This window comes from Intrasporangium sp. (assembly GCF_040414665.1).
GTDB lineage: Bacteria > Actinomycetota > Actinomycetes > Actinomycetales > Dermatophilaceae > Intrasporangium.
On record NZ_JBEDUL010000041.1, the window covers coordinates 1 to 22,966 of the forward strand.

The window sequence follows — 22,966 nt, forward strand, 5'->3', positions numbered from 1 at the left end:
CAGCGTCACCCAGCGAGATCATGTGAGTCGTCCCGCCCGTACGAGCTGCCCGATCCACCAACGGCTTTCGACCAGGGATGAGGGTTGACGTCACGACGCGACGCGCGAAGCGGTACGAGTGGTGCTCGACCTGGTCAGGGCGAGCGAGCGAGGCGACGACATCACCAACGACGTCCTCGATTGCGCTCTCCGTCAGGACCTTTGAGGGGACGAGTCCGACCACGGTCCGGCGATCACTGATCGCGAGATCCGGATGGGCAGGTCCCAGCACCCAGAGGGCGAGAGCGTGGCGCGGTGAGTGCACCAGCAGGCCCTCGGGGAGCCGGATCGCCGCCCGCAGCCGGCCGCTGCGCAGGATCGCGTCGCGGGCGCGGTCGATCTCTCCCGTTCGTGGCCGATCGGTCAGGGCTCGTGCTGGGCCGAGGACGACCACGCGCGAGTCGTCGGCGAGCTGGTCGACGAGACGGGACACGGCGTCGAGGACGTCGACGTCGGTTGATGATGGGTGCGCTGCGTCGGGCAGCTGCAGGACGTGCACCGCGCCGTCACGCACCGCGTCGCCCAGGTCGAGGTCGCCGTCGGCGTCGGCGTCGTTCAAGTCTGCCGAGACGTCCAACCGGTGCACGTCATGGACCAGCAGCCGTCGCCGGACGAGCCGTGCGAGCGGGGTGTCGAGCGCGAGGGTCGCCACGCTGGGAGCAAGCCCAGCGGCATACGTGCGCGACGTGGCGAGCAGGAGGTCACCGCTGCTCTCGCTGACGTCGACGAAAAGTGGCGCCTCCCAACCGGCCTCGGAGACGAGGGCCAGGGCCACGCGCGCGACGAGGGTGGCAGCCTCGGGTCGCAGCGCCGCCGCCGACAGGGGGGTGCGCGCCCGACGGGTGCGCTGGTCGAGCAGGAGCTCGAAAGCGGCGGCAGGCGAGTACGACGCATCCGCCAAGTCGTCGGCGTGGGCGGCGAAGGTGTCCAGCTCCGGGGCGAGCCGCACGACCTCGCGCAGCAACAGCGTGTCCTCGTGGTCGTGGGTGGTCGCCAGGTCGACGATCTCGCCGGCGGTCAGGTCGCTTAGCGACTCTCCGCTGGTGATCCCCAGGGCGAGGAGCGCGGTCAGGCCCTCGAAGACGGCTTCATCGGGGAGCTGCGTCGGCAGGGCGAGGGTGGCGTGCGCCGCGACGTCCTCACGGGCGACCGTGGCGTTGCCGCGTCCGGTGGCGGCGAGGTAGTCGACCACGTCGAAGGCGTCGAAGCGTTCGGTCCCCTCGTGTTCGGCAACTGGCCGCGGGAAGGGCCGGCCGTCGACGGGCCGCTTTCGCCACATGGACACGACCGGGCGCTGGACCTGGGCCAGGCGGGCGATGTCGGTGAGGGACAGCTGCAGTGTCGACGTGCGTGTCACTCCGTGTCCCCCTCCCGCTGTTGTCGGTCTTGTGCACGGTAGGGGAGAGGGCTGACAGCGTCCACCGATCACTTGATAACCGGGGTTATCACACTCGTCGTTCGCCCAACGCGGCCACCTTCGCGAATCTCGAGTCAGCCCGGCAACGACAGTCGCCGGACCTCGAGACAGGAGCACGCACCATGAGCGACCGCATCAGCATGACGCCTGCCGCGGCGTCCTTCGACCCGGACGCGCCGGCCGTCGTCATCAGGGACCTCACCGTCACGGACTCGGAGGTCGTGACGGAGGCCAGGCGCTGGTCAACGGGATCGCGTGGCCCGGCGGTGACCGAGGACGGGATGGACGGTGCAGACCTGACGCCGTTCGTGGCCCAAGCTCTCGCAGTCGGCGCTCGAGCCATCGCCTCGGCGGGGGCGGCGCAGGACACGTTCGAGCTGGAGAAGCTCATCGTCGAGGTCGGTGCCAAGACCGTCGAGTCGAGCACGCAGGCGGCGGACGCCACCGCCCAGGCCGCCGCCACCGCCGCCGACGCGATGAGCAAGGCAGCGGACGCCGCTCGCAAGGCGATCCTCGAGACCGAGCTCAACGGTCGCAAGGGCTTCGCCGAAACGGTGGAGCAGTCGACGAGGACGCTGCGGGACTCGATCGAGCGTCTCATCGGAGGCGACAACCCGGAGCTGCTCGCCAGGCTCGGCCCGGTGCTGGAGTCAGCCGGCCGCACCATCGGTGAACGGGCCTTCGACCAGACGGACAAGCTGCTCGACAAGGTGAGCCGGCAGTTCGACCCGGCCGACCCGACGTCACCGTTCGCCAAGCAGGCCGCCGCGCTGGCCGACCAGCAGAAGTCACTCGCCGAGTCGATGGACAAGCACCACCTGGCCCTCGTCGGCAAGGTCGACGAGCTCGCCAAGGCTGTCGAGGTCCAGAAGGCCGCCGCGGCGGCGGCAGCGAAGACGGCCAGTGTCACACCGCTCAAGGGCGGCGGCTTCGAGGCCGAGGTCGACCTGGTCATGGAGCAGATCGCGGCGGGTCTGGGCGATGAGTACGCCAGCACCGGTGGCTTCGCCGGGACGATCCGTGGCTGCAAGAAGGGCGATGGCGTCCTGACGGTCGGCGGTGGATCCGCCCGGGTCGTCGTCGAGATGCACGACTCGGGCGACCGCCGGGTGTGGAACGACTACCTCGACGAGGCGGAGCGCAACCGGGAAGCCGCTGCGTCGGTCGGCATCGTGCGGACGGTGGCGCAGAACCAGGGCCAGACGATCCGAGTCCTCGGCGCGCGTCGAGTGGTCATCGCGTTCGACCCGGCGGGCGACGAGCCCGACCTGCTGCGGACCGTCGTGCAGCTCATGCGTACCAGCGCGGTCGCCGCCTCGGCTCGGCGGGATGTCGAAGGGCTCGACACGGCGGAGGAGAACATCAGCGCTGCGATCGAGCTCGTCGATCGGATCAACTCGATCCGCAAGGCGTCCGGATCGATCCGCAGGGGCGCGGACACGATCGACAAGGAGTGCAACACCGTGCAGGCAGGGGTGGAGCGCCATCTGAGCCTGGCGCTCGATGCCCTGCACGGGGTTGCCATGGAGGCGGCCGGAATGGGAGCCGGCGACGCCTCCGACGAGGACGGGACCGCTGCCGGAGTCGGCGCGGCCTGATCCTCCCGCGGGTCGGCCGCCGATGGGGAGCAGCGGCCGACCCGCTTCCACCACTCAGCTGCTCGACTCGAGATTGGAATCACCATGTCAACCCTTCACACCAGGCCTGCGCCTCGTCCGGGACTACCTTTCCGCGTCCTCGTCAGGGTCACCACGACCGTGGCGGTTGCTCTCTTGGCCACGGCATGCGGGAGTGCCGCTGGGCCCGCGGGGATTTCCGCGACCACGATCGCAAGACCAACGACCACGGCCCGCAAGCCCCTCGAAGTGGCTTGGTCGACGTGCGCAACGCCAGGAACTCTGGCCGACAGCGGCGCGACGCTGATCCTCGACGGGACCGGCAAAGAGGACTGGTCCGGTGACCAGCTCGATGCCATCGACTGCGTATTGCGTGCGCTGAGCATGCCCGCCGCAGTCGAGGCGCACATCAACTCCACCCGGGCGCTCGACGGCATGCAGAACGACACCTGGAACGACATCTCCGCCCGCTGGACCTACCACCCGGACGCCGGGCTGGACATCACTCTGACCCTCGCTCAGTGAATCCACTTCGAACGAAAAGGACACATGACATGAACAAGAAGCACGTCATCGGCTACGCCGCGACGGCCCTGGTCGCCCTCGGCATCGGCGGAGCCGCCGGTGGAGACGCCGGCGGCACCACGTCCGTGGCGGCGACACCGGCCGCGACAGTAACCGTCCCTGCGCCGGCCATCACCGTCCCGGGCCCAACCGTGACCGAGAAGGTGGAGGTTGCCGGACCCACCAAGACCCTCACCGTCGGTCCGCCGAAGCCAGCCGCAGCTATGCCCGGCGACGGCACCTTCCAGGTCGGAGTCGACGTCAAGGCTGGCACCTACGTGTCGAAGCCATCGCCCAACGGCAACTGCTACTGGGCTCGCCTCAGCGGAAGCGATGGCATCGACTCCATCATCGACAACGACAACACCTCGGGTCAGGCCCTTGTCACCATCAAGAAGACGGACAAGTTCTTCGAGTCCAACGGCTGCAGCGAATGGACTCGTCGCTGACAAGTAGGTGCATCCTGGCCAGCGCGGACTGCACACTCGATGAAGTGGGGGCGGCGCGGACTGCACACTCGATGAAGCGGGGGGCGGCGCGGAGTGCACACTCGATGAAGCGGGGGCGGCGCGGACTGCACACTCGACGAAGTGGGGGCGGCACTTGACGGGGCCGCTGGGACGCGCAAAGGTAAGCAAGCGCTTAGTCAGCCAGAACCAAGCCGGCGCGAACTGCCCAGTCGACGTAGAGGGCCGCGACCCCGGAACCCGGAAGGAGTGCCGTGCCAGACCGCACTGCCATCCGCACCGCCGTCGTCACCGGCGCGGCTCGCGGCATCGGGCGGGCGATCGCGGCACGCCTCGTCTCCGAGGGGGTCCGGGTCGTCGTCAACGACCTCGACGAGAGCGTCGTTGGGGAGACGGCCTCTGCGATCGGGGCCGTTCCCATCGCCGGAGACGCGGCGTCGGCCGAGGGAGTGGACCTCCTCGTGGCGGCCGCACTCGGCGAGTTCCAGGAGGAAGGTGGCATCGACCTCTTCGTCGCGAACGCCGGCATCACGTCCGGTGTCGGCCTCGAGGCCTCCGATGACGACTGGGCCCGGCTGCTCGAGGTCAACGTCATGGCCCAGGTCCGCGCTGCCCGGCGGCTCGTGCCGCTGTGGCTCGAGTCTGGTGGCGGCCGCCTCGTCCTCACCGCCTCGGCGGCCGGTCTGCTCACGATGCTCGGCGACCTGCCCTACTCGGTCACCAAGCACGGGTCCGTCGCCCTGGCCGAGTGGCTCGCCGCCACGTACCGCCACCGAGGGGTCATCGTCCAGGCGGTCTGCCCGCTCGGCGTCGACACCCGGATCCTCGAGGAGGCCGGACCCCTCAAGGACCTGCTGACCCGTGACGGCACACTGAGTCCGGAGGACGTGGCCGAGGCCGTGTGGCAGGGACTGCAGGGCGAGTCCGTCCACATCCTCCCGCACCCCAGCGTGCGCCAGTACTACGCCGGACGCGCGGCCGACCCGGACGCGTGGCTCGGCGGGATGAACAAGATCCAGCAACGACTCGAGAGGGCCAGCACATGACCGAACAGCCGCAATCCGACCAGCCCACCCGCACCGCGATCGTCACCGGCGCAGCGCGCGGCATCGGCGCTGCGGTGGCGAGGCGCCTCGCGCAGGACGGCCTCCAGGTCGCGGTCCTCGACCTGGACGAAACCGCCTGTGCCGCAATCGTCAAGGAGATCGAGGCCGCGGGTGGCAAGGCACTGGCCGTGGGCGTGGACGTGTCCGACGAGGCCGCGGTCCAGGCCGCAGTCGAGCGGGTCGCCACCGAGCTGGGCGCGCCGACGGTGCTCATCAACAACGCCGGCATCATCCGCGACAACATGCTCTTCAAGATGACTGTCGACGACTGGGACGCCGTCATGGGCGTGCACCTGCGCGGCTCGTTCCTCATGACGCGCGCCTGCCAGAAGCACATGGTGGACGCGAAGTTCGGCCGTATCGTCAACCTCAGCTCCACCTCCGCCCTCGGCAACCGGGGTCAGGTCAACTACTCCGCGGCGAAGGCAGGCCTGCAGGGCTTCACCAAGACGCTGGCGATCGAGCTGGGCAAGTTCGGGGTCACCGCCAACGCCATCGCGCCCGGCTTCATCGCGACCGACATGACCAGGGCGACGGCCGAGCGGATGGGCGTCACGTTCGACCAGTTCCTCGAGGGTGCCGCGAAGGAGATCCCGGTGGGCCGGGTCGGCCAGCCGGACGACATCGCGGCGACGGCCTCGTTCCTCGTGCGCGAGGAGGCCGGCTTCGTGTCCGGCCAGGTCATCTACGTCGCCGGCGGACCCAAGGACTGACATGCGCACCTTCAACGGACTGGACGAGCTCGGCGCCGCGGTCGGCGAGCAGCTCGGCCAGAGTGGCTGGCACGAGATCACCCAGGAGCAGGTCAACCTCTTCGCCGAGGCGACCGGTGACCACCAGTGGATCCACGTCGACCCGGAGCGGGCCAAGGGCGGCCCCTTCGGGCGGACCATCGCCCATGGCTACCTGACCCTCTCGCTGCTGCCGGTCCTCGTCGCGGAGATCTACCGCGTCGAGGGCGTCTCGATGGGCCTCAACTACGGGACGAACAAGGTCCGGTTCCCCGCGCCGGTCCCGGTCGGGTCCAAGGTGCGGGCCTCGGCCCAGCTGGTCGAGCTCAGCCCGATCGCGATCGGCACCCAGGCGGTCGTCCGGGTGACCATCGAGATCGAGGGCGGCAGCAAGCCGGCCTGTGTCGCCGACGTCGCCTGGGTCTACGTGCAATGACCCAGCCGACCCAGCCGACCCAGCCGACCCAGCCACCCTCGCAAGGCAACCCGGCCGGGGGAGCGAGCTCAGCGGCATACGGCACAGAAGACCCGCCGGGGCTCCCGCTGGAGCCGTTGCGCGCGTTCCTGGCCGACCACGCTCCCGGCCTGCTGGACGGCAGACTCACGGCCCGCCTGATCGCGGGGGGCAAGTCAAACCTGACGTACATCGTCGGGGACGGGCGCCGCGAGGTGATCGTGCGCCGGCCGCCGCTCGGGCACGTCCTCGCGACCGCGCACGACATGGTCCGCGAGCACCGGGTCATCTCCGCGCTGCACGAGACCGACGTCCCGGTCCCAGCGACGTACGCGGTGTCCCCGGGTGACCAGGTGATCGGCGCGCCGTTCTACGTCATGGAGCTGGTCGAGGGCACGCCCTACCGGCTCGCGGCCCAGCTGCGACCGCTCGGGCCCGAAAGGACCCGGGCGATCTGCGAGCGGATGGTCGACACCCTCGTCGCACTGCATGCGGTCGACCCCGACGAGGTGGGGCTGAGCGACTTCGGGCGGCCCCAGGGGTTCCTCGAGCGGCAGGTGCGGCGCTGGAAGCAGCAGCTCGACGGCTCGCGCAGCCGCGATGTGGCCGGCATCGACGAGCTGCACGCCTGGCTGGCCACCCACGTCCCTCCGGAGTCAGCGCCGGCGATCGTGCACGGCGACTTCCGCCTCGACAACCTGCTCATCGACACGACCGACGGCGCCGACCGCGTTGCCGCCGTGCTGGACTGGGAGATGGCCACGCTCGGGGACCCGCTGACCGACGTCGGCCTGCTGCAGGTGTACCAGGCGCTGGCCGGGATGGGGAGCGGCGACGCGGTGTCGGACGTGGCGTTGGCACCGGGGTGGCTCGGCCCCGACGAGATCCTGGACCGGTATGCCGCGGGGTCGGGTCGCGACCTGGGCCGGCTCTCGTTCCACCTCGGGCTGGCCTACTTCAAGCTCGCCGTCATCCTCGAGGGGATCCACTACCGCTACACCAAGGGCCAGACGGTGGGGGAGGGGTTCGCGACGGTCGGCGAGTCGGTCGAGCCGCTCGTCGCCGCGGGCCTCGCCGCAGTCAAGGACCAGTGAAGGGACTCTCATGGATTTCGCACTGTCGCCCAAGGCGGAAGAGCTGTCCGCTCGGATGTGGGACTTCATGCGCGAGGAGGTGTTCCCCGCCGAGGGCGAGTACTACCGTCACCTTGCCGAGCACGGTCAGTACGCGCTGCCGCCGGTGGTCGAGCAGCTCAAGGAGTCGGCGCGCAAGCGAGGCCTGTGGAACCTGTTCCTGCCGGCCGAGTCAGGCCTGTCCAACGTGGACTACGCAGCGATCGCGGAGATCTCCGGCTGGTCGCCGGTGATCGCCCCGGAGGCGATCAACTGCCAGGCGCCGGACACGGGGAACATGGAGGTGCTGCACATGTTCGGCACCTCCGAGCAGAAGCAGCGCTGGCTCGAGCCGCTGCTCGCTGGGGAGATCCGCTCGGCGTTCTCGATGACCGAGCCGGACGTGGCCTCCTCCGACGCGACGAACATCCAGACGGTGATCCGCCGCGAGGGCGACGAGTACGTCATCAACGGCCGCAAGTGGTGGAGCAGCGGCGCGATGGACGAGCGGTGCCAGGTCTTCATCGTCATGGGCAAGACCGACCCCGGCGCCGACACGCACCGGCAGCAGTCGATGATCCTCGTGCCGCGCGACACCCCGGGGCTGACGATCGAGCGCGACCTGTCCATCTTCGGCTACCACGACCAGCACGGCCACGCCGAGGTCGTCCTCCGTGACGTCCGGGTGCCGGTCACGAATCTCATTGCCGGAGAGGGCGATGGCTTCATGATTGCGCAGGCGCGCCTCGGCCCCGGTCGGATCCACCACGCGATGCGGGCCATCGGGATGGCCGAGCGAGCGCTCGCGCTGATGGTCGACCGGGCCAAGTCGCGCGTCGCGTTCGGCGACCACCTGTCGGGCATGGGCGTCGTCCAGGAGCTCATCGCGCAGTCCCGGATCGAGATCGACATGGCCCGGCTCTACGTCTACAAGACGGCCTGGCTCATCGACCAGCACGGCGCGAAGGGCGCCCGGACCGAGATCTCCGGCATCAAGGTCGCGGCGCCCGCGATGGCCACCCGGGTCGTCGACCGCGCCATCGAGGTCTTCGGCGCAGCCGGTGTCTCCCAGGACACTCCGCTCGCGTACTTCTACGCGTGGGCGCGAGTGCTGCGCATCGTCGACGGCCCCGACGCCGTGCACCGCCGCACCATCGCGCGCCAGGAGCTGAAGCGCAACCAGGCGTTCGTCGGCTGACCCACCTCGCAACACGCCCGGCACCGCGCAACTCACCCTGAAGCAACACAGGTGAGTTCCGAGTTCTCGGGCGTGTTGCAGGGTGGGGACGAGCGGGAGGCGAGCGGCGCGCGGGAGCGGGCACAGCGGCATACGGGATGATGCCGTATGCCGCTGAGCCGGCTTGCGTGGTGACGTGGCCGTCTGCGTCGGGCGGGGACCGGTGGCCGGTCAGTGGGCGTGGCCCTGGCCACCGGCCTCCTTGGCCGTGACCTCCTCCATCTGCTCGAACATCGCCTGCGCCTGCTCGGCGCTCAGTGTCCGGTCGAGCAGGGGCAGGTAGACCTCCTCCTCCTTGGCGAAGTGCAGCCCGACGATTCCGTTGAGCGAGTAGAGGACCCGGCGCAGCTCGTGCTGGTCGGCGGCGGCGAGCTCGCCCTTCTCGAGCGTGCCGCCGAGCTTGCCCAGCGCGTCGGTCAGCGTGCCGACCTCCTCGTGGTCGCGTCGCATCGTGTCTGTCGCGTGGGTCTGGCCGTTGACGCCGACGAGCTCGTCGACCTTGGCGTAGAGGACCTTGTCCTCGGCGACGGCGTGCGGGATGAGGTGCTCGGTGAGGAAGACATACGACGCGTGGACCTTCTCCTGCTGCTCGGTGCTGCTTGCGACCCCGACGGCGTCCCCGGCCGCGGCGAGACCGTCGATGTGCGGGATGAGCTCCTTGTGCTCGTCACGCAGCGGTTGCGTCACGCGGTTCTTCGCTGCTGCAGCGACGGTCCCTCCGCTGCCGACCTGCGCGGCGGGCTCTTCGCCACTGCTCAGGCCCAGCCAGGCGGCGGCTCCGACCACTGCCAGGGCGGCGGCGATCGCGGCGGCGTGCCTCGTGTGTCGTCCCATGTGTGTTGCTCCTTCGAATTTTGACACGTGTCCAGAAGTTGGACAGGTGTCAACATACGTCAGATTGGACACGTGTCAAGTAAGGTGGCCCTGTGACGAGCAGACGGAGGCGGGCGACGCGAGAGGCGATCATGGACAGCGCCCTCCTGCTGTTCACGGTGCACGGCTACGACCCCGTGCGCGTCGAGGACGTCGCTCGGGAGGCCGGCGTCTCACGCGCCACCTTCTACAACCACTTCTCCGAGCGCGAGGAGGTCGTGAGGGCCCTCTTCCAGCGGCTGCTCGCGGCCGAGGTCCCCGACCACACCCGGACCAACCTCCCGCCGCTCGAGCAGATCGAGCACGTCACCATCGAGGCGGCCCGCGGGATGCTCGACCAGCCCCAGCTCGCGCGCTTCCTCTACAGCCTCCCCATGCGGCAGGAAGCGCTGCTCAAGCCGGAGGACGAGGCGACACCGGCCGTCTTCCGGACCATCCATCAGCTGCTCGAGACCGCCCTGGACCGCGGTGAGCTGCGCACCGACGTGCCCGTGGACCTCATGTGCGTGCACGTCCACAACGCGTTGGAGGCGGCCATGCGGGCTTGGGCCGGAGGCCTCACCGATGAGCCCGTCGAGCGCGTGCGAGCGCTGGTGCGGCTCTCCCTCTACGGCGTCGTGGCGGGCGGTGCCGGACCATGATTGCCCAGCACGGTCAGCGACCCGCCGAGCACGGTGGCGGCAACACCGGCGACGGTAACCACCCAAGGCAACAGCGAACTGCCCCCCGCGGTGGAGCCCGATCGTTTCGACGGTTGGACCTCCGAATACCCGTCAGGCGAACCATCTCCGGTCTGTGCGTTCACGGTCCATCCTCTGCAGGTTCATGGCGCGCCTGAAAGGGCCTGGTTGGGCGGCGACCGCGCCAGTGCCGGACGAGAGTGAGTACCCGCCACACGAACAAGCCTGTGACGGTGACCGCTACGAGTACCTCCCCCAGCCCGAGCTGCACCCCCGGTCCCCAGGCCCGATATCCGACGCGCACCCCTTCCTTGCGGTCTCCCACGGCAGCCGGGCGGTCCTGCCAGGCGACCTCCGACGTTCTGGTGCCGTCGGGCTCGATGAACGTGCCGACCGGGATGTCCGGACCCCGGGCGGGTCGGAGGCCCTCGATGACCATGACACCCGGCCGCCCGTTGCCAGAAGCCGCCACGACCTGGGCCGCCTCCGCCTGGACGGTGACCCACAGCACCCACCCCAGCGCCAGAACCATGAGGACGTCGACCACCAGTGCCGCCTTGGTGGTCGACGGGTTCTCCGTGGAGAGCTCGTCGTCTGGGCTCATGACCGCTTCCCGACGCCAGGGAGAGCGCAGGCGCATGACGCCGGCACGCACCAGCCTGGAGCAGCACCACTGAGCCGTCCGTGATCCACTCTCTGAGGCTAGTGAGCAACACACGCGCGCTTCGCCATGTGCTGCCGGTCTTTTCGCGGCCGCCCGCCGCTGCCTCTGGTCAGAGCCAGCCGTTGGCGGTGGCGATCTGGACGGCCTGGGAGCGGTTGGCGGCTCCCGTCTTGCCGATGGCGGCTGACAGGTGGTTGCGAACGGTGCCGGGGGAGAGGCTGACTCGTTCCGCGATGGTGGCGACGGAGGCGCCGGTTGCGGCGGCACGCAGCACGTCGGTCTCACGTTCGGTGAGCGGGGAATCGCCGACGGTGAGGCTGTCCATGGCGAGGGCCGGGTCGACGACGCGCAGCCCCTGATGGACCCGCCTCACGGCGTCGGCGAGCTGGGCGGCCGGGGTGTCCTTGACGACGAACCCACTCGCGCCGGACTGGATCGCCCGCCGCAGGAAACCGGGCCGTCCGAACGTCGTCACGATCAGCACCCGCGTCCTGGGTGCTGCGCGGCGTACCTCGGCCGCCGCGCTGATCCCGTCGAGGCCGGGCATCTCGACGTCGAGCAGCGCCACGTCGGGCCGGTGCTCGAGGACGGACCGGACGACGTCGCTTCCCGACGACACCTCGGCGACGACCTCGAAGTCCGGCTCCAGGCTGAGCAGGGCCGACAGCGCCCCCCGGACCAGCGCCTGGTCGTCAGCAAGCAGGAGCCGGATCACCGTGGCTCGCCGCCGTCTCGTCCCCAGCGGTGAAGCGGCCGAGCAGGCTGTCGGGGCGTCGACCTCACGGCACCACGACCTTGAGCGAGAAGCCGGGCTGTAGCGATTGGGTGATCACCTTGCCGCCCAGGGCGGCCGCGCGCTCGCGAAGGCCGGTGATGCCGTTGCCGGGACCAGCTGTCGCGGGGCCGTGCCCGTCGTCGCGGACCTCGACCTCGTGCTCGCCCAGGAGGACCATGCAGTGCCGGGCGCCGCTGTGGCGAATGACGTTGGTGATCCCTTCGCGGACCGTCCAGGCAAAGAGCTCGCGCGCGTCGGAGGCGACGTCGTCCGTCGAGTTCGGAAGGTCGGCGTCGATCTCCGCCGCCGAGAGAGCCGCCCGGGCACGGGCCAGCTCACCGGGGAGGGTGAGCTCGCGATAGCCGTCGACGGCACGGCGCACGTCCGCCAGCGCGTCGCGCGAGAGCCGCTCGAGGTCGGCGAGCTCAGTCCGGGCGCGGGCAGGGTCGACGTCGACCAGCCGGCTCGCGAGCTCCGCCTTGACCGTGATGACGGTGAGGGAGTGGCCGAGGATGTCATGCAGGTCGCGGGCGAACCGGTTGCGCTCGTCCTCCAGCTCGAGGCGCGCGTTCTCCTCGCGCACGGCGAGCACCTCGATGTTGCGGTTGATCGCCTGGGAGATGCCCCACATCGCCAGCGTCGCGACGAGGGTGCCGAACAGGATGCCCTCGTCGCGGTGCCAGCCGGGGACCAGCAGCGTCGCGGCGTAGGCCGAACCCGCCACGGCGAGGGAGGCGAGCCAGGCCCAGCGGGTGTACAGGCACATCACGCAGGTCACCGCGATGTACACCGCGGCCGCCAGCCCCGCCTCCCCGATGGTCGCGCACATGACGACTCCCAGGGCGATCTGGAGGAGCACGACGAGGACTCCCTGCGATGGTCGCAGGAGGGGGCGGAACGGCGCACCCGGCTTCCGCCCCCGCAGCCGCACGAACACCCCGAGGTAGATCGCGGCGAACACCAGCGTGGTGACGACGCCGATCCAGCCGCGCAGGTCCTGACGGTCCCAGGCCGCGGTCAGCGGCGAGAGCAGGTAGAACAGCCAGATGCCGGCGAACGCCACGCCCCAGCGACTCGGCCCCGCTTGCGGACCCGCTGCGCTGGGGGTGGTGCTCATGGTCCTCACGCTACGCGCGCCCGTCACACACGCTTCGTGTCCCTGCTCATCCGCCACGCGGCGCCACCGACGAAGATCGCCAGCCAGACCACGAGGTTGACCACCCACGCCATCTCGGGTGTGCCGCCGAGGAGCGGCCAGCGGGCGAGCTGGGCGAGCCCGTAGATCGGGGTGAGAGCCGAGATGTGCCCCAGGGTCGAGCCCGAGTCGATCGGGAACCACAGCCCGCCCAACACGGCGAGTCCGGCGAGCACCGGGCCGAGGATCTGCATGACGTTCTCGCCCGGGAGCACGTAGCCCATGAACAGCCCGAAGGCACCGAAGACGATCGACCCGGCCCAGGCGATGAGCGCCGCCAGGACCCACGCGTGGGTCGGCATCGAGGCCTTGCCGCTGACGACGCCCACGACGTTGACCGCGATCACGGCCAGGGCGCCGAGGGACAGCGCCACGATCGACTTCACGACGATGTAGGCCAGCGGTGAGAGTGGCGTCAGCCGCAGCTGGCGCGACCAGCCGAGAGCGCGCTCCGTCGCGACCATGGCGCCGCCACTGGTTGACGCGAGCACCGCGCCGTAGGCAGCCATGCTGATCAGGAGGTAGGCCGAGACGTTGCCCGAGCCCGCCCTCTGCTGCCCATAGCCGCTGTTGGTGCCGATCATGAGGTAGAGCAGCGGAGGCAGCAGCAGGGTGATGATCACCGTGCGTCGGTTGCGCAGCATGCGCCGCAGCTCGATGCGTAGGAGAGTCGGGCTGAACGCGCCGAGCGGCGGCACTCGACGGACGCTGGGATCGATGGCGTGCGCGGTCATGCCGGGACCTCCGTGATCGTGGTCGTGGTGGGCGTGATGGTGTCGTTGTCGTCGTCACCCGTGAGGCTGAGGAACGCGTCCTCCAGGCCGCGGGTGGTGATCTCGAGGTCGTGCGCCGGCGTCGACACCAGCAGGTGCCTGGCGACGGCGTCCGTGTCCCGCGCGTGGACGTAGACGGCTTCGCCGCGGACGTCGACGCTCTCGACACCGGGCAGCGCCGTCAGAGCCGCCAGCGCGGTGGCGTCCGCGCCGGGGAGCGTGGCACGCACCGTCCGACCGGCAGCGAGGGCCTTGATCTGGCTGCCGGTGCCGTCGGCCACGATCCGGCCGTGGCTGATGAGGACGATCCGGTCGGCGTACTGGTCGGCCTCCTCGAGATAGTGCGTCGCGAAGAGGACCGTGCGACCCTGCGCCGCGTCGGCCCGGATGGCTGACCAGAAGGCCCGCCGACCCTCGACGTCCATCCCGGTCGTGGGCTCGTCGAGCAGGAGCAGGGCCGGGTCGGGCAGCAAGGCCATCGCGAACCGCAGCCGCTGCTGCTCACCGCCGGAGCACCTGCCGACCTTGCGGTCGGCGATGGCCTCGATGCCGGCAGTGCGGAGCACCTGGTCAACCGGCGCGGTGTCGGCGAAGAGGCTCGCGGTGTAGGCGACGGTCTCTCGCACGCTGAGGTCCTTGAGCAGTCCTCCCGTCTGCATGACGGCGGACACCAGGCCGCGCGAGATCGCTTGCCGCGGATGGAGGCCGAGGACTTCGACCGAGCCGGTCGTCGGCTGCGAGAGCCCGAGCACCAGGTCGATGGTCGTGGTCTTGCCGGCGCCGTTCGGCCCGAGGAAGGCCACGATCTCGCCCTGCTCGAGCGTGAGGTCGATCCCGCGGACGGCGTGGACGTCTCCGAAGTCCTTGGTGACACCGGAGACCTGGACGGCGGGCAGGGGCGCGGGGCTCGTGCCGGGCGTGCCGGGCGTGCTCGGGAGGGTGGTCTGTGTCATGACTCCAGCCTGCGCGGCGACCGGTCCGGCTCCCTCACACAGGCATCACGAGTTGGCCATGACAGTTGTCACCTACGCGTGACCGACGGTCATGCCGTCTCGGATGGCCGCGTGAAGGACATCGGCGTCGATGACCGAGAGGCCCCGGAACCTGATGCAGTAGCCCGTCACGCTGGCCTTGCCGATCGAGGCGCCGTAGGTGCGCGCCAGGTAGGTCTTGTCGTCGAGCCCGAGCACATAGACCGAGATGCCCGTCGTGTTGGCGCTCAGGCCGATCCGATAGAACTCTCGTGACGACCCGTCGGCGTAGCTGATGGTTCGGACGCCGTAGCCAATGCTGGGGTTGGCCACGACCTTGCCGTCCTCGTTCGTGCCGTCGCTGAACCACAGCCGGCACCCTGGGAACTCCGCAAGCAGGTGCGCGTGCAGCTGCCGCAGGTCGGTCTGCTTCGGCTCGGGTTGCTGGGCGAGGTAGGCCTCGACGCGCTCGGAGATGTCCATCTCGTGCCCGATGCTACCGAGAACGAAGCCGCCCCTAGGCTGGCCGCCATGGCTGCCCCGTCCTCACGCCGCGCAGATCGCACGTGGCTCATCGCCCTGGCCGCGAGCCTGTGGGGTCTCTCGGCGATCTGGCGCGACCCGCTCGCCAAGCAGTACCCCTCGGTCGCCATCGTCTTCTGGGAGCACCTCGTCCTCGTCCTGCTCGTGTCGCCGTGGCTCCTCGGAGCGGTTCGAGCCGTGGCCCGGGCGAGCCGCCGCACCCAGCTGAGCGTGATCGTCATCGGCGCTGGCTCCTCGGCGCTCGCCACGACCCTGTTCACGTCCGCCTTCCGGCTGGGTGACCCGATCACGCCGCAGGTCCTCCAGAAGCTGCAGCCGCTCATCGCCCTCCTCCTCGCGGCCGTCCTCCTCGGGGAGCGCCACCGGCCGTCCTTCGCGTTCTTCGCCGTCCCGGCGATCGCGGGTGCCTGGCTGCTCAGCTTCCCGGAGCCGTTCGCCATCAGCATCACCAGCCTGTATGCCGCTGGGCTCGCTCTCGGGGCAGCGGCCCTCTGGGCGGCGGGCACCGTTCTCGGACGTGCCGCCTCCGCGGAGCTCACCTTCCGCGAGCTCACGTCCCTGCGCTTCGCGGTCGGTCTCGTGGCGTTGGCCGTGATCTCGCTCGTGACGGACACGTCGATGGGCATCGACGCCGGGTCGATCGGCAGCATCGTCGTGCTCGCGCTGGTGCCCGGCCTGGTCGCGCTGCTGCTCTACTACCGCGGCCTGCGAACCACGCCAGCGTCGCGGGCGACTCTCGCGGAGCTGGCCTTTCCCATCACCGCGGCGGTCGTCGGCGTGGGCGTGCTGGGTCGCAGCCTGGACCCGACCCAGTGGCTCGGCTTTGCCCTCGTGCTGGCGGCGGTGGTCGGCCTCGCCCTGCACGAGCGGCGCAGCGAACGACCCGCCGTGGCCACGCCGGACCGCGCCGACGAGGCGATCGACGTGCGGGGCTGAGCCGATGTTCTTCGAGGACTTCTCGGTCGGCCAGACCTTCACCAGCCAGGGCCGCACCATCACGGAGACGGACGTCGTCCTCTTCGCCGGATGGAGCTGGGACACCAACCCGCCCCACACCGACGCCGAGTCGATGAAGGGAAGCCGCTTCGGCGGGCGGATCGCCCACGGCATGCTCGGCCTCTCGCTCGCGATGGGCCTGGCGTCCCGGCTCGGCGTCTTCGAGGACAGCTCGATCGCCCTGCTCGGGGTCGACGGCTGGCGGTTCCATGCGCCCATCCGCATCGGCGACACGGTCCACGTGACGGTCGAGATCACTGGTACCCGCCTGACGAGCGCAGGTGACGCCGGCATCCTGTCGCGACGCTTCACCCTGACCAACCAGGACGGGGTCGCCGTCCAGTCCGGCGACATCGGGCTGATGGTCGCGACCCGGCCACCCCGGAACTGAGCCCTTCGCACGGTGCAAGCTCAGCGGCATACGGCATCTAGCATGCTGTTGTGCTGGCCCGCGTGCTCAGGGGGCCCGCTCCGGTCATCGCCCTGATCGGCGTCGCGGCCGCTGTGGGTGCGCTGCACGGCGGATTCACGGACCTGCTCGTCTACCAGCACGGAGGGCGAATCGTGCTGGACGGTCTGCCCCCGGAGTCGCGGGACGCGGTGACCGGGCTGCGCTTCACGTACCCGCCCGTCGCGGCCGTGCTCATGACGCCGCTCGCCCCCCTCCCGTCCTGGCTGGCGGCAGGTCTGTGGACCGCCGCGTCGATGGCCGCGCTCGCCGGAGTCGTGGCCCTGGTGCGCCGCAGCCTCGGCCAGCCCGCGCCCGGCTGGCTCGTCGCGCTCCTCACGCTCGGTGCGGTCGCTCTCGAGCCGATCTGGCAGAACCTCGTGTTCGGCCAGGTCAACACCCTCATCATGCTGGCCGTCCTCGTCGACCTGCTCAGGCCGTCGCACCGCTGGTCCGGCGTGCTCATCGGCATGGCGTCCGGAGTGAAGCTCACCCCGCTCGTGTTTGTCGCCCTCCTCGTCCTCGTCGGGCGTCGCACCGCCGCCGGACGGGCGATCCTCGCCTTCGCCGGGACCGTCGCCGTCGGCTTCCTCGTGAACGCCGGGTGGTCGGCGAGCTACTGGGGTCATGGCCTCATCGACGCCGGTCGCATCGGACCTCCCGCCCTGGCGCACAACCAGTCGGTCTACGGGGCGCTCACCCGGCTGCTCGGCGCCAGGCCCTCGATCCTGCTGTGGCTCGCGATCGCCGTGCCGCTGGCCGTCGCCGTCCTTGCCGTCGGCGTCCGGTGGTGGCGACGTGGTGACGAGCTCCTCGGCACCTGCCTCGCGGCACTGTCGATGCTGCTCGCCTCACCCGTCTCGTGGTCGCACCACTGGGTCTGGTGCGTGCCGATCGCCTTGGTGCTGTGGGAGCGTGGGAGGTTGGCCGCCGTCGTCTGGACCATGGTCTTCGTCGCCCGGCCGATCATCTGGCCCGGCTACGCAGCGGGGCGGGAGTACGCGTGGACCCCCGCTGACCACGTCGTCGGCAATGCCTACCTCCTGGCCGCCGTCGCGCTCGCGGTGTGGGCGGCGGTGAGGCTTCGGCAGCGCCGGGGGACGTGGGTGAGCGTCTCGGGGCCGACGAAAACCGTCCCTGGGGATCTTCCCGGCGGGCACGCGGAGTGGTTGACTCCGAAGGTCCCGGCAACGCCGTCGAGACGCCTGCGGCGCTGACCGGGCCTTCGCAACGAAGGGATTCCGCATGAGTGATTGGCAACGATCGAGGATCCTCGTCTCAGGCGCAGCTGCGCTGCTGGCCATGGGCCTCGCATTCTCGAGCGGGTTCGCGGCGTCGGCCGCACCCTCTGCCAAGGCCGGCAGTGGGCAGGGCGGCAGCGACGTGCGCAACACGGGGCCCGACCTCAACAAGGGCAAGAAGCTGCCCATCAGCGCCAAGGAGAGCGAGAAGATCAAGGGTCAACCCCCGCTGGGGCCGGCCAAGGTCGGCGTCACGAGGACGTGGCTCGCGCTCGACGACACCACGGGGCAGCTCTACCTGAAGAACTACACGCTTCGGGGCGTCGGGGACCACATCGAGGTCTGGGTGGCCAACAACCGGGACTTCCCGGCGGGCGACTGCCGCAACGACCTCAACCTGACCGCCGTGACCGACTCGCAGGTGAACAGCTTCATCCACGAGTTCGACACCAACATCTACCCCAAGGAGTCGGCCACCTTCTCGGTGCCGCCACCCCGCAACGGCCACAACGCGATTCTGCCGAAGCTCATCCCGAACCTGCCCTCTTCGGAGTACAAGGGCGAGGGCGACAACATCGTCACGCTGGTCGACAACGTGCGGGACGCGAACTACTACGCGCCGACGACTCCGGACGGACAGACCTACATCGCCGGATTCTTCTACTCGGTCTTCAACGAGTACTTCGACCGCAACGTCATGACGATCGATGCGTTCGACTGGCTGCACCGCACCGGTGCCAACCCGCCGGACAACTCCGCCGATCCCGCCTACCAGGCGTGCAGCGCGGAGCTGCAGGTTGACCCGTCGCGTCTGCTCGGGCTGCCTCGGCCGCACCTCTACGAGGGCACCTTCGCCCACGAGTACCAGCACCTCCTGGAGTACTACGAGGACCCGGACGAGGCCTCGTGGGTCAACGAGGGACTGTCGGACTGGGCGCAGACGCTGGTCGGCTACGTCGACCCCTCGGAGCCACCGGATGCCCCGAACGCCGACAGCCACATCAAGTGCTTCCTCGGCTTCTCGCCCCCGGCCTTCGGTGGGCCGGAGAACTCACTGACGGCCTGGGGAGACCAGGGCGGACCGGAGATCCTCTGTGACTACGGGGCCGCGTACACCTTCATGGAGTACCTCGCCAGCCACTACGGCGAGGACGCCATGACGGCCCTGCACCGAGAGGACGCCAACGGCCTCGTCGGGCTGGACGCGGTCCTCGACGGTCAAGGCGCGACGGCCAGCGCCCGCGACACCCTGCATGACTGGGCGGCGGCCATGGCCGTGGACGCCAAGGTCGACAGCGGCGGCACGGTCAGCGGCGTCCCCGCGGCCTCCGTCTCGGCATCCTCGCTCTCGGCAAAGATCAACTGGGACAACACGGAGGCGTACAGCGACGCGGGTGCCCCGCCGAACGGGTCGGACTACGTGCGGCTGCGTGACGGCGCCGGTTCCTATCTGACGGCCGGGCAGATCAGCTCGATCGCGTTCAACGGCGCCTCGTCACTCGTGCCGGACCCGGTGGCCTGGACGGTCGACACGACGCCGCCCGACGCCACCGCGTCCAACATGTCTTGCGGCAACAACGTCCCTGACGGCACCGGGCCAGCGGCCCTGTACTCCGGATGCGGTGCCAGCCTCGACCGTGCGATCGTGCGCAGTGTGGCTGTGCCAGCCGGTGGCGGCAACCTGACGTTCGATGCCCTGTGGGACACGGAGGTCGGCTGGGACTTCGGCTTCGTGCAGGTCTCCACCGATGGTGGCGCGACGTGGACGAGCCTCCCGACCGCCGGCACGACGTCGGCGCACGATCCCGGCGCCATCAGCCAGGTCGTCTCGCAGCTGCCCGGCTTCACGGGTGACTCGGGCACGTGGCAGTCGCAGTCGGCCAACCTGGGCGCCTACGCCGGCAAGAGCGTGCTCGTGGCGTTCCGCTACATCACCGACTCCGGCGTCAACGAGGGCGGGTTCTGGGTGCGCAACATCACCGCGGCCGGCACGCCGCTGCCGAGTGACAGCCTCACCGGCTGGCAGTCGGCGACCGATGTCCATCCCGTGGCCGTGCAGGGCTTCACCGTCCAGCTCGTCGCCTACGGGGCGGACGGGGCGCCCGTCTCGGTGTACCGGCTGCCGCTCGACAGCGCCTTCGACGGGACGCTGTCCGGCACCGCCCTGGCGGATGCCATCGGCACGAGCGCAACGACGGTGTCGGCGATCGTCATGTACGACGACGACACGGAGTCCGCGCCGAAGCAGGCGAACTACACCCTCACCGTGAACGGCGTGGTCCAGCCGGGAGGGGGCGGCTGAGCCATTCTCGGGTTCGATGTATCCGTTCGCTCTATACAGCGAACGGATACATCGACCCGGATAGCGGGCGTACGGTCGGAGCGTGCGCAGAGGGACGACGGCCGACCGGATGGAGTACGTCACCTGGGGAGACGGGGGCAGGAGCCTGCTCTTCCTCCAGGGTTCGCCGACGAGCTCAGTGCCGAGCGGCGTGTGGGCAAGCATGCGGCAGAGGTACTTCCGGCCGTACCTCGAGGCTGGATACGCGGTCTGGATCGTCACGCGGCCGCGAGGGATGCCGCGCGGACACAGCGTCGCCGACCTGGCCGACGACTACGCCGGCTTCATCGGGGAGTACCTGGGCGGCAGGGTGGACCTGCTCCTGGGGGAGTCGTTCGGCGGCATGGTCGCCCAGTACCTCGCCGGCCGCCACCCCTCGTCCGTGGGACACCTCGCCCTGGTGGCATCCGGGTTCGAGGTCAGTGAGTGGACCAAGGGCGTGGACCGACGACTGGCAGAAGCGGTCGAGCGACGTGACCGGACAGCTACCGGAGCTGCGTTCGCCGAGTACCTCCTGCCGTCCCCGGGCCTCGAACGGCTTCGCCGGCTCGGCGGGCCGCTGATGGCCAAGCCCCTGCTCGGCTCGCCCCACTACCCACCGGAGGACGTCGTCGTCGAGATGGAGGCCGAGGTGGCGTGCGACGCCCGGCCGGTGCTGCCGAGCATCACGGCGCCCACGGTCCTCGTCGCCGGCGGTCGGGACCGGATCTTCACGCGCGACATCGTCGAGGAGACCGCTGCGCTCATCGGTGGGTGCCGGGTCGTGTGGCTCTCCGGCAAGGGTCACGTGGCCACGTGCACGAGCCCCAAGGTTGCCCCTGAGGTGCTCGACTTCGTTGCCGCGCAGAGGCGGTCCCCGGCATGACCGAATCGTCGATCGGCATCGTCGGTGGCGGCATCGTCGGGCTCGCCATCGGCCGCGAGCTCTCGCGCCGGCGCCCCGGCGTGCGAATCGTCGTCTTCGAGAAGGAGCCCCGTCTCGCGGCGCACCAGACCGGGCACAACTCCGGCGTCGTCCACGCGGGGATCTACTACAAGCCGGGCAGCCTCAAGGCGCGGCTCTGCTCTCGCGGGCGCGGGCTGCTCCAGGACTACTGCGCCGAGCACGGGATCGCCTACAACGAGTGCGGCAAGCTTGTCGTCGCGGTCGACTCCTCAGAGCTGGGACGATTCGATGCTCTCGAGCAGACGGCCCGGGCCAACGGGGTGCCCGGCCTCGAGCGCGTCGGCGCGGACCGGATCCGCGAGATCGAGCCCCATGCCGTGGGCCTAGCCGCCCTGCACTCACCGAGGACGGCGATCACCGACTTCGTGGCCGTCGCCGAGACCATGGGCAAGGAGATCGCCGACGGCGGTGGCGACCTCCACCTCGACACGACCGTCACCGGGCTGGAGCGCAGCACCGGCGGCATCGACGTCGTATGCGGCCCGGTGCGGCACCGGGTCGATCAGCTCGTCCTCTGCGCGGGGCTCCAAGCCGATCGCCTCGCCGGGCTGGCTGGCGACACGGGCGGCCCCCGGATCATCCCCTTCCGTGGCGAGTACCTCAGCGTCAGCGAGGCGAAGCGGCAGCTGGTCAGGGGAATGGTCTATCCGGTGCCGGACCCGCGCTACCCCTTCCTCGGCGTGCACTTCACCCGCCGCGTCTATGGCGAACTCGACGTCGGACCAAACGCCGTGCTCAGCCTCAAGCGCGAGGGCTACCGACGCCGCGACGTCGAGGCCGCCGACGTGCGCGACATCCTCGCGTGGCCGGGCTTCTGGCAGATGGCCCGGACCCACTGGCGCACCGGCGCCAAGGAGGTCTACGGCTCGCTCTCGATGCGCGCCTACATGCGCACTGCCCAGCGGTACGTCCCGGAGATCGGGCCGGCGGACGTCGTCCGCAACGGGATGGGCGTGCGAGCCCAGGCCGTCGAGCGGGACGGCACCCTCGTCGACGACTTCCGGATCACCCACAGCGATGGCGTGACGAGCATCCGCAACGCGCCCTCGCCAGCAGCCACCTCGAGCCTGGCCATAGCCGAGTACGTCGTGGACGAGATCGACCGAGCGGGCTGACCAGCTGAACCTCGGTTCGAGGTGGCGAGTCGCTCCCGAGAGCGAGCCCCAACCTCGAACCGGGATTCAGAAAAGCGGTTGCCCGTCGGCCACCCCATGGGCATCGTCGTCAGATGGCGAACGCGGTGCTCAGAGCGGCGGGTCCGGACGACGCGGACGTGGTCGGCCGGCTCCTCCAGGACTTCAATGACGAGTTCGACACGTCCGGTCCGGATGCCGACACCTTCGCGCGCAGGTTCAGCACGCTCCTCGACCGGCCCGACGTGCTCGTCCTCCTCGCCGAGAACTCCGCAGGGCCAGTGGGATTCGCCTACCTCACCCTGCGGCCGACGCCCTACTACGACGGGCTCCTGGCGCAGCTCGAGGAGCTCTACGTGCAACCGGATCTGCGCGACCAGGGCATCGGGACGGAGCTGCTCCTCGGGTCCATCGACGCGGTACAACAGCGCGGCGCCTGCGAGGTGCACATCAATGTCGACGAGGTCGACGTGGACACGCGGCGCTTCTACGAGCGGCACGGCTTCTCCACCATCCAGCCCGGCGCCGACTACCGGATGCTCTGCTACCTGCGCGAGCTGTGAAGCGCACTCACATCCTGCTCCGGGAAGCGGAGCAGGATGTGAGCGCGCGCGGAGGTGTGCGTTTTGCGACATTGGAGGGGG

At 70.0% G+C, this 22,966-nt stretch carries 23 protein-coding genes and 1 pseudogene; 16 read left to right on the plus strand and 8 right to left on the minus strand.

Annotated features, from left to right (window positions below; genetic code table 11):
* Positions 1-1,396, minus strand: a pseudogene (locus tag ABF401_RS04735) (hypothetical protein); the annotation flags it as partial.
* A 182-nt stretch (positions 1,397-1,578) separates the two neighbouring features.
* Here ABF401_RS04735 and ABF401_RS04740 point away from each other — a divergent pair.
* The 8 genes from ABF401_RS04740 (at position 1,579) to ABF401_RS04775 (ending at position 8,704) form a co-directional block, all read left to right on the plus strand.
* Positions 1,579-3,054: a Fis family transcriptional regulator gene (locus tag ABF401_RS04740; protein ID WP_353508385.1), complete on the plus strand. Its 1,476-nt coding sequence runs from the start codon at positions 1,579-1,581 to the stop codon at positions 3,052-3,054.
* Between the two features lie 267 nt (positions 3,055-3,321).
* Positions 3,322-3,597 carry a hypothetical protein gene (locus ABF401_RS04745; protein WP_353508386.1) on the plus strand — a complete coding sequence of 92 codons (276 nt, stop codon included), beginning with the start codon at positions 3,322-3,324 and terminating at the stop codon, positions 3,595-3,597.
* Positions 3,598-3,626: 29 nt separating this feature from the next.
* On the plus strand, positions 3,627-4,085 hold the full coding sequence (locus ABF401_RS04750; RefSeq protein ID WP_353508387.1) for an Rv1352/Rv1906c domain-containing protein: 459 nt from the start codon (positions 3,627-3,629) through the stop codon (positions 4,083-4,085).
* A 272-nt stretch (positions 4,086-4,357) separates the two neighbouring features.
* Positions 4,358-5,149, plus strand: a complete 792-nt coding sequence (locus tag ABF401_RS04755; RefSeq protein ID WP_353508388.1) for an SDR family oxidoreductase — start codon at positions 4,358-4,360, stop codon at positions 5,147-5,149.
* Positions 5,146-5,922 carry a 3-oxoacyl-ACP reductase FabG gene (fabG, locus tag ABF401_RS04760; RefSeq protein WP_353508389.1) on the plus strand — a complete coding sequence of 259 codons (777 nt, stop codon included), beginning with the start codon at positions 5,146-5,148 and terminating at the stop codon, positions 5,920-5,922. Before ABF401_RS04755 ends, fabG begins: the two co-directional genes overlap by 4 nt.
* A 1-nt stretch (position 5,923) precedes the next feature.
* Positions 5,924-6,376 (plus strand): MaoC family dehydratase, encoded by a 453-nt coding sequence (locus tag ABF401_RS04765; protein ID WP_353508390.1) that lies wholly within the window; start codon positions 5,924-5,926, stop codon positions 6,374-6,376.
* The gene (locus ABF401_RS04770) at positions 6,373-7,488 is read left to right on the plus strand and encodes a phosphotransferase family protein (RefSeq protein WP_353508391.1); all 1,116 of its coding nucleotides are present in this window, start codon (positions 6,373-6,375) and stop codon (positions 7,486-7,488) included. The genes ABF401_RS04765 and ABF401_RS04770 overlap by 4 nt, the downstream gene beginning before the upstream one ends.
* Before the next feature lie 10 nt (positions 7,489-7,498).
* On the plus strand, positions 7,499-8,704 hold the full coding sequence (locus ABF401_RS04775) for an acyl-CoA dehydrogenase family protein (protein WP_353508392.1): 1,206 nt from the start codon (positions 7,499-7,501) through the stop codon (positions 8,702-8,704).
* 210 nt (positions 8,705-8,914) lie between these two features.
* On the opposite strand, the gene ABF401_RS04780 is transcribed toward ABF401_RS04775, so the two are convergent.
* A complete protein-coding gene (locus ABF401_RS04780) occupies positions 8,915-9,577 on the minus strand; it encodes a hemerythrin domain-containing protein (RefSeq protein WP_353508393.1) in 663 nt (220 codons plus the stop codon).
* 92 nt (positions 9,578-9,669) lie between these two features.
* Between ABF401_RS04780 and ABF401_RS04785 the strand changes: the two genes are divergently transcribed.
* Positions 9,670-10,257: a TetR/AcrR family transcriptional regulator gene (locus ABF401_RS04785; RefSeq protein WP_353508394.1), complete on the plus strand. Its 588-nt coding sequence runs from the start codon at positions 9,670-9,672 to the stop codon at positions 10,255-10,257.
* 160 nt (positions 10,258-10,417) lie between these two features.
* Here the strand turns inward: ABF401_RS04785 and ABF401_RS04790 are convergent, their stop codons facing one another.
* The 6 genes from ABF401_RS04790 to ABF401_RS04815 form a co-directional block, all read right to left on the minus strand.
* The gene (locus ABF401_RS04790) at positions 10,418-10,900 is read right to left on the minus strand and encodes a hypothetical protein (RefSeq protein ID WP_353508395.1); all 483 of its coding nucleotides are present in this window, start codon (positions 10,898-10,900) and stop codon (positions 10,418-10,420) included.
* A 169-nt stretch (positions 10,901-11,069) separates the two neighbouring features.
* Positions 11,070-11,675, minus strand: coding sequence for a response regulator (locus ABF401_RS04795; RefSeq protein ID WP_353508396.1), 606 nt, complete (start codon positions 11,673-11,675; stop codon positions 11,070-11,072).
* Positions 11,676-11,739: 64 nt separating this feature from the next.
* Complete coding sequence (locus tag ABF401_RS04800; RefSeq protein WP_353508397.1) at positions 11,740-12,852, minus strand: sensor histidine kinase; 1,113 nt, start codon at positions 12,850-12,852, stop codon at positions 11,740-11,742.
* A gap of 23 nt (positions 12,853-12,875) precedes the next feature.
* On the minus strand, positions 12,876-13,664 hold the full coding sequence (locus ABF401_RS04805) for an ABC transporter permease (protein ID WP_353508398.1): 789 nt from the start codon (positions 13,662-13,664) through the stop codon (positions 12,876-12,878).
* A complete protein-coding gene (locus tag ABF401_RS04810; RefSeq protein WP_353508399.1) occupies positions 13,661-14,656 on the minus strand; it encodes an ABC transporter ATP-binding protein in 996 nt (331 codons plus the stop codon). Before ABF401_RS04810 ends, ABF401_RS04805 begins: the two co-directional genes overlap by 4 nt.
* A 72-nt stretch (positions 14,657-14,728) precedes the next feature.
* Positions 14,729-15,157 carry a DUF1801 domain-containing protein gene (locus ABF401_RS04815; RefSeq protein WP_353508400.1) on the minus strand — a complete coding sequence of 143 codons (429 nt, stop codon included), beginning with the start codon at positions 15,155-15,157 and terminating at the stop codon, positions 14,729-14,731.
* A gap of 48 nt (positions 15,158-15,205) precedes the next feature.
* Here ABF401_RS04815 and ABF401_RS04820 point away from each other — a divergent pair, with 48 nt between their 5' ends.
* The 7 genes from ABF401_RS04820 (at position 15,206) to ABF401_RS04850 (ending at position 22,885) form a co-directional block, all read left to right on the plus strand.
* Complete coding sequence (locus tag ABF401_RS04820) at positions 15,206-16,153, plus strand: DMT family transporter (protein WP_353508401.1); 948 nt, start codon at positions 15,206-15,208, stop codon at positions 16,151-16,153.
* Positions 16,154-16,157: 4 nt separating this feature from the next.
* On the plus strand, positions 16,158-16,604 hold the full coding sequence (locus tag ABF401_RS04825; protein ID WP_353508402.1) for a MaoC/PaaZ C-terminal domain-containing protein: 447 nt from the start codon (positions 16,158-16,160) through the stop codon (positions 16,602-16,604).
* A 50-nt stretch (positions 16,605-16,654) separates the two neighbouring features.
* Entirely contained in the window at positions 16,655-17,878 is a 1,224-nt protein-coding gene (locus tag ABF401_RS04830) for a glycosyltransferase 87 family protein (RefSeq protein ID WP_353508403.1), read from the plus strand.
* Between the two features lie 28 nt (positions 17,879-17,906).
* Positions 17,907-20,204 carry a peptidase M6 gene (locus ABF401_RS04835; RefSeq protein ID WP_353508404.1) on the plus strand — a complete coding sequence of 766 codons (2,298 nt, stop codon included), beginning with the start codon at positions 17,907-17,909 and terminating at the stop codon, positions 20,202-20,204.
* A gap of 82 nt (positions 20,205-20,286) precedes the next feature.
* The gene (locus ABF401_RS04840) at positions 20,287-21,108 is read left to right on the plus strand and encodes an alpha/beta fold hydrolase (protein WP_353508405.1); all 822 of its coding nucleotides are present in this window, start codon (positions 20,287-20,289) and stop codon (positions 21,106-21,108) included.
* Positions 21,105-22,304, plus strand: a complete 1,200-nt coding sequence (lhgD, locus tag ABF401_RS04845; protein ID WP_353508406.1) for an L-2-hydroxyglutarate dehydrogenase — start codon at positions 21,105-21,107, stop codon at positions 22,302-22,304. Before ABF401_RS04840 ends, lhgD begins: the two co-directional genes overlap by 4 nt.
* A gap of 113 nt (positions 22,305-22,417) precedes the next feature.
* Positions 22,418-22,885 carry a GNAT family N-acetyltransferase gene (locus tag ABF401_RS04850; protein ID WP_353508407.1) on the plus strand — a complete coding sequence of 156 codons (468 nt, stop codon included), beginning with the start codon at positions 22,418-22,420 and terminating at the stop codon, positions 22,883-22,885.
* Positions 22,886-22,966: the final 81 nt, after the last annotated feature.

Coding starts and splice junctions, on each gene's coding strand:
- ABF401_RS04850 (WP_353508407.1), top strand. CDS start 22,418: ATGGCGAACGCGGTGCTCAGAGCGGCGGGTCCGGACGACGCGGACGTG.
- ABF401_RS04770 (WP_353508391.1), top strand. CDS start 6,373: ATGACCCAGCCGACCCAGCCGACCCAGCCGACCCAGCCACCCTCGCAA.
- ABF401_RS04815 (WP_353508400.1), bottom strand. CDS start 15,157: ATGGACATCTCCGAGCGCGTCGAGGCCTACCTCGCCCAGCAACCCGAG.
- ABF401_RS04805 (WP_353508398.1), bottom strand. CDS start 13,664: ATGACCGCGCACGCCATCGATCCCAGCGTCCGTCGAGTGCCGCCGCTC.
- fabG (WP_353508389.1), top strand. CDS start 5,146: ATGACCGAACAGCCGCAATCCGACCAGCCCACCCGCACCGCGATCGTC.
- ABF401_RS04750 (WP_353508387.1), top strand. CDS start 3,627: ATGAACAAGAAGCACGTCATCGGCTACGCCGCGACGGCCCTGGTCGCC.
- ABF401_RS04780 (WP_353508393.1), bottom strand. CDS start 9,577: ATGGGACGACACACGAGGCACGCCGCCGCGATCGCCGCCGCCCTGGCA.
- lhgD (WP_353508406.1), top strand. CDS start 21,105: ATGACCGAATCGTCGATCGGCATCGTCGGTGGCGGCATCGTCGGGCTC.
- ABF401_RS04790 (WP_353508395.1), bottom strand. CDS start 10,900: ATGAGCCCAGACGACGAGCTCTCCACGGAGAACCCGTCGACCACCAAG.
- ABF401_RS04800 (WP_353508397.1), bottom strand. CDS start 12,852: ATGAGCACCACCCCCAGCGCAGCGGGTCCGCAAGCGGGGCCGAGTCGC.
- ABF401_RS04765 (WP_353508390.1), top strand. CDS start 5,924: ATGCGCACCTTCAACGGACTGGACGAGCTCGGCGCCGCGGTCGGCGAG.
- ABF401_RS04775 (WP_353508392.1), top strand. CDS start 7,499: ATGGATTTCGCACTGTCGCCCAAGGCGGAAGAGCTGTCCGCTCGGATG.
- ABF401_RS04810 (WP_353508399.1), bottom strand. CDS start 14,656: ATGACACAGACCACCCTCCCGAGCACGCCCGGCACGCCCGGCACGAGC.
- ABF401_RS04835 (WP_353508404.1), top strand. CDS start 17,907: ATGAGTGATTGGCAACGATCGAGGATCCTCGTCTCAGGCGCAGCTGCG.
- ABF401_RS04820 (WP_353508401.1), top strand. CDS start 15,206: ATGGCTGCCCCGTCCTCACGCCGCGCAGATCGCACGTGGCTCATCGCC.
- ABF401_RS04825 (WP_353508402.1), top strand. CDS start 16,158: ATGTTCTTCGAGGACTTCTCGGTCGGCCAGACCTTCACCAGCCAGGGC.
- ABF401_RS04740 (WP_353508385.1), top strand. CDS start 1,579: ATGAGCGACCGCATCAGCATGACGCCTGCCGCGGCGTCCTTCGACCCG.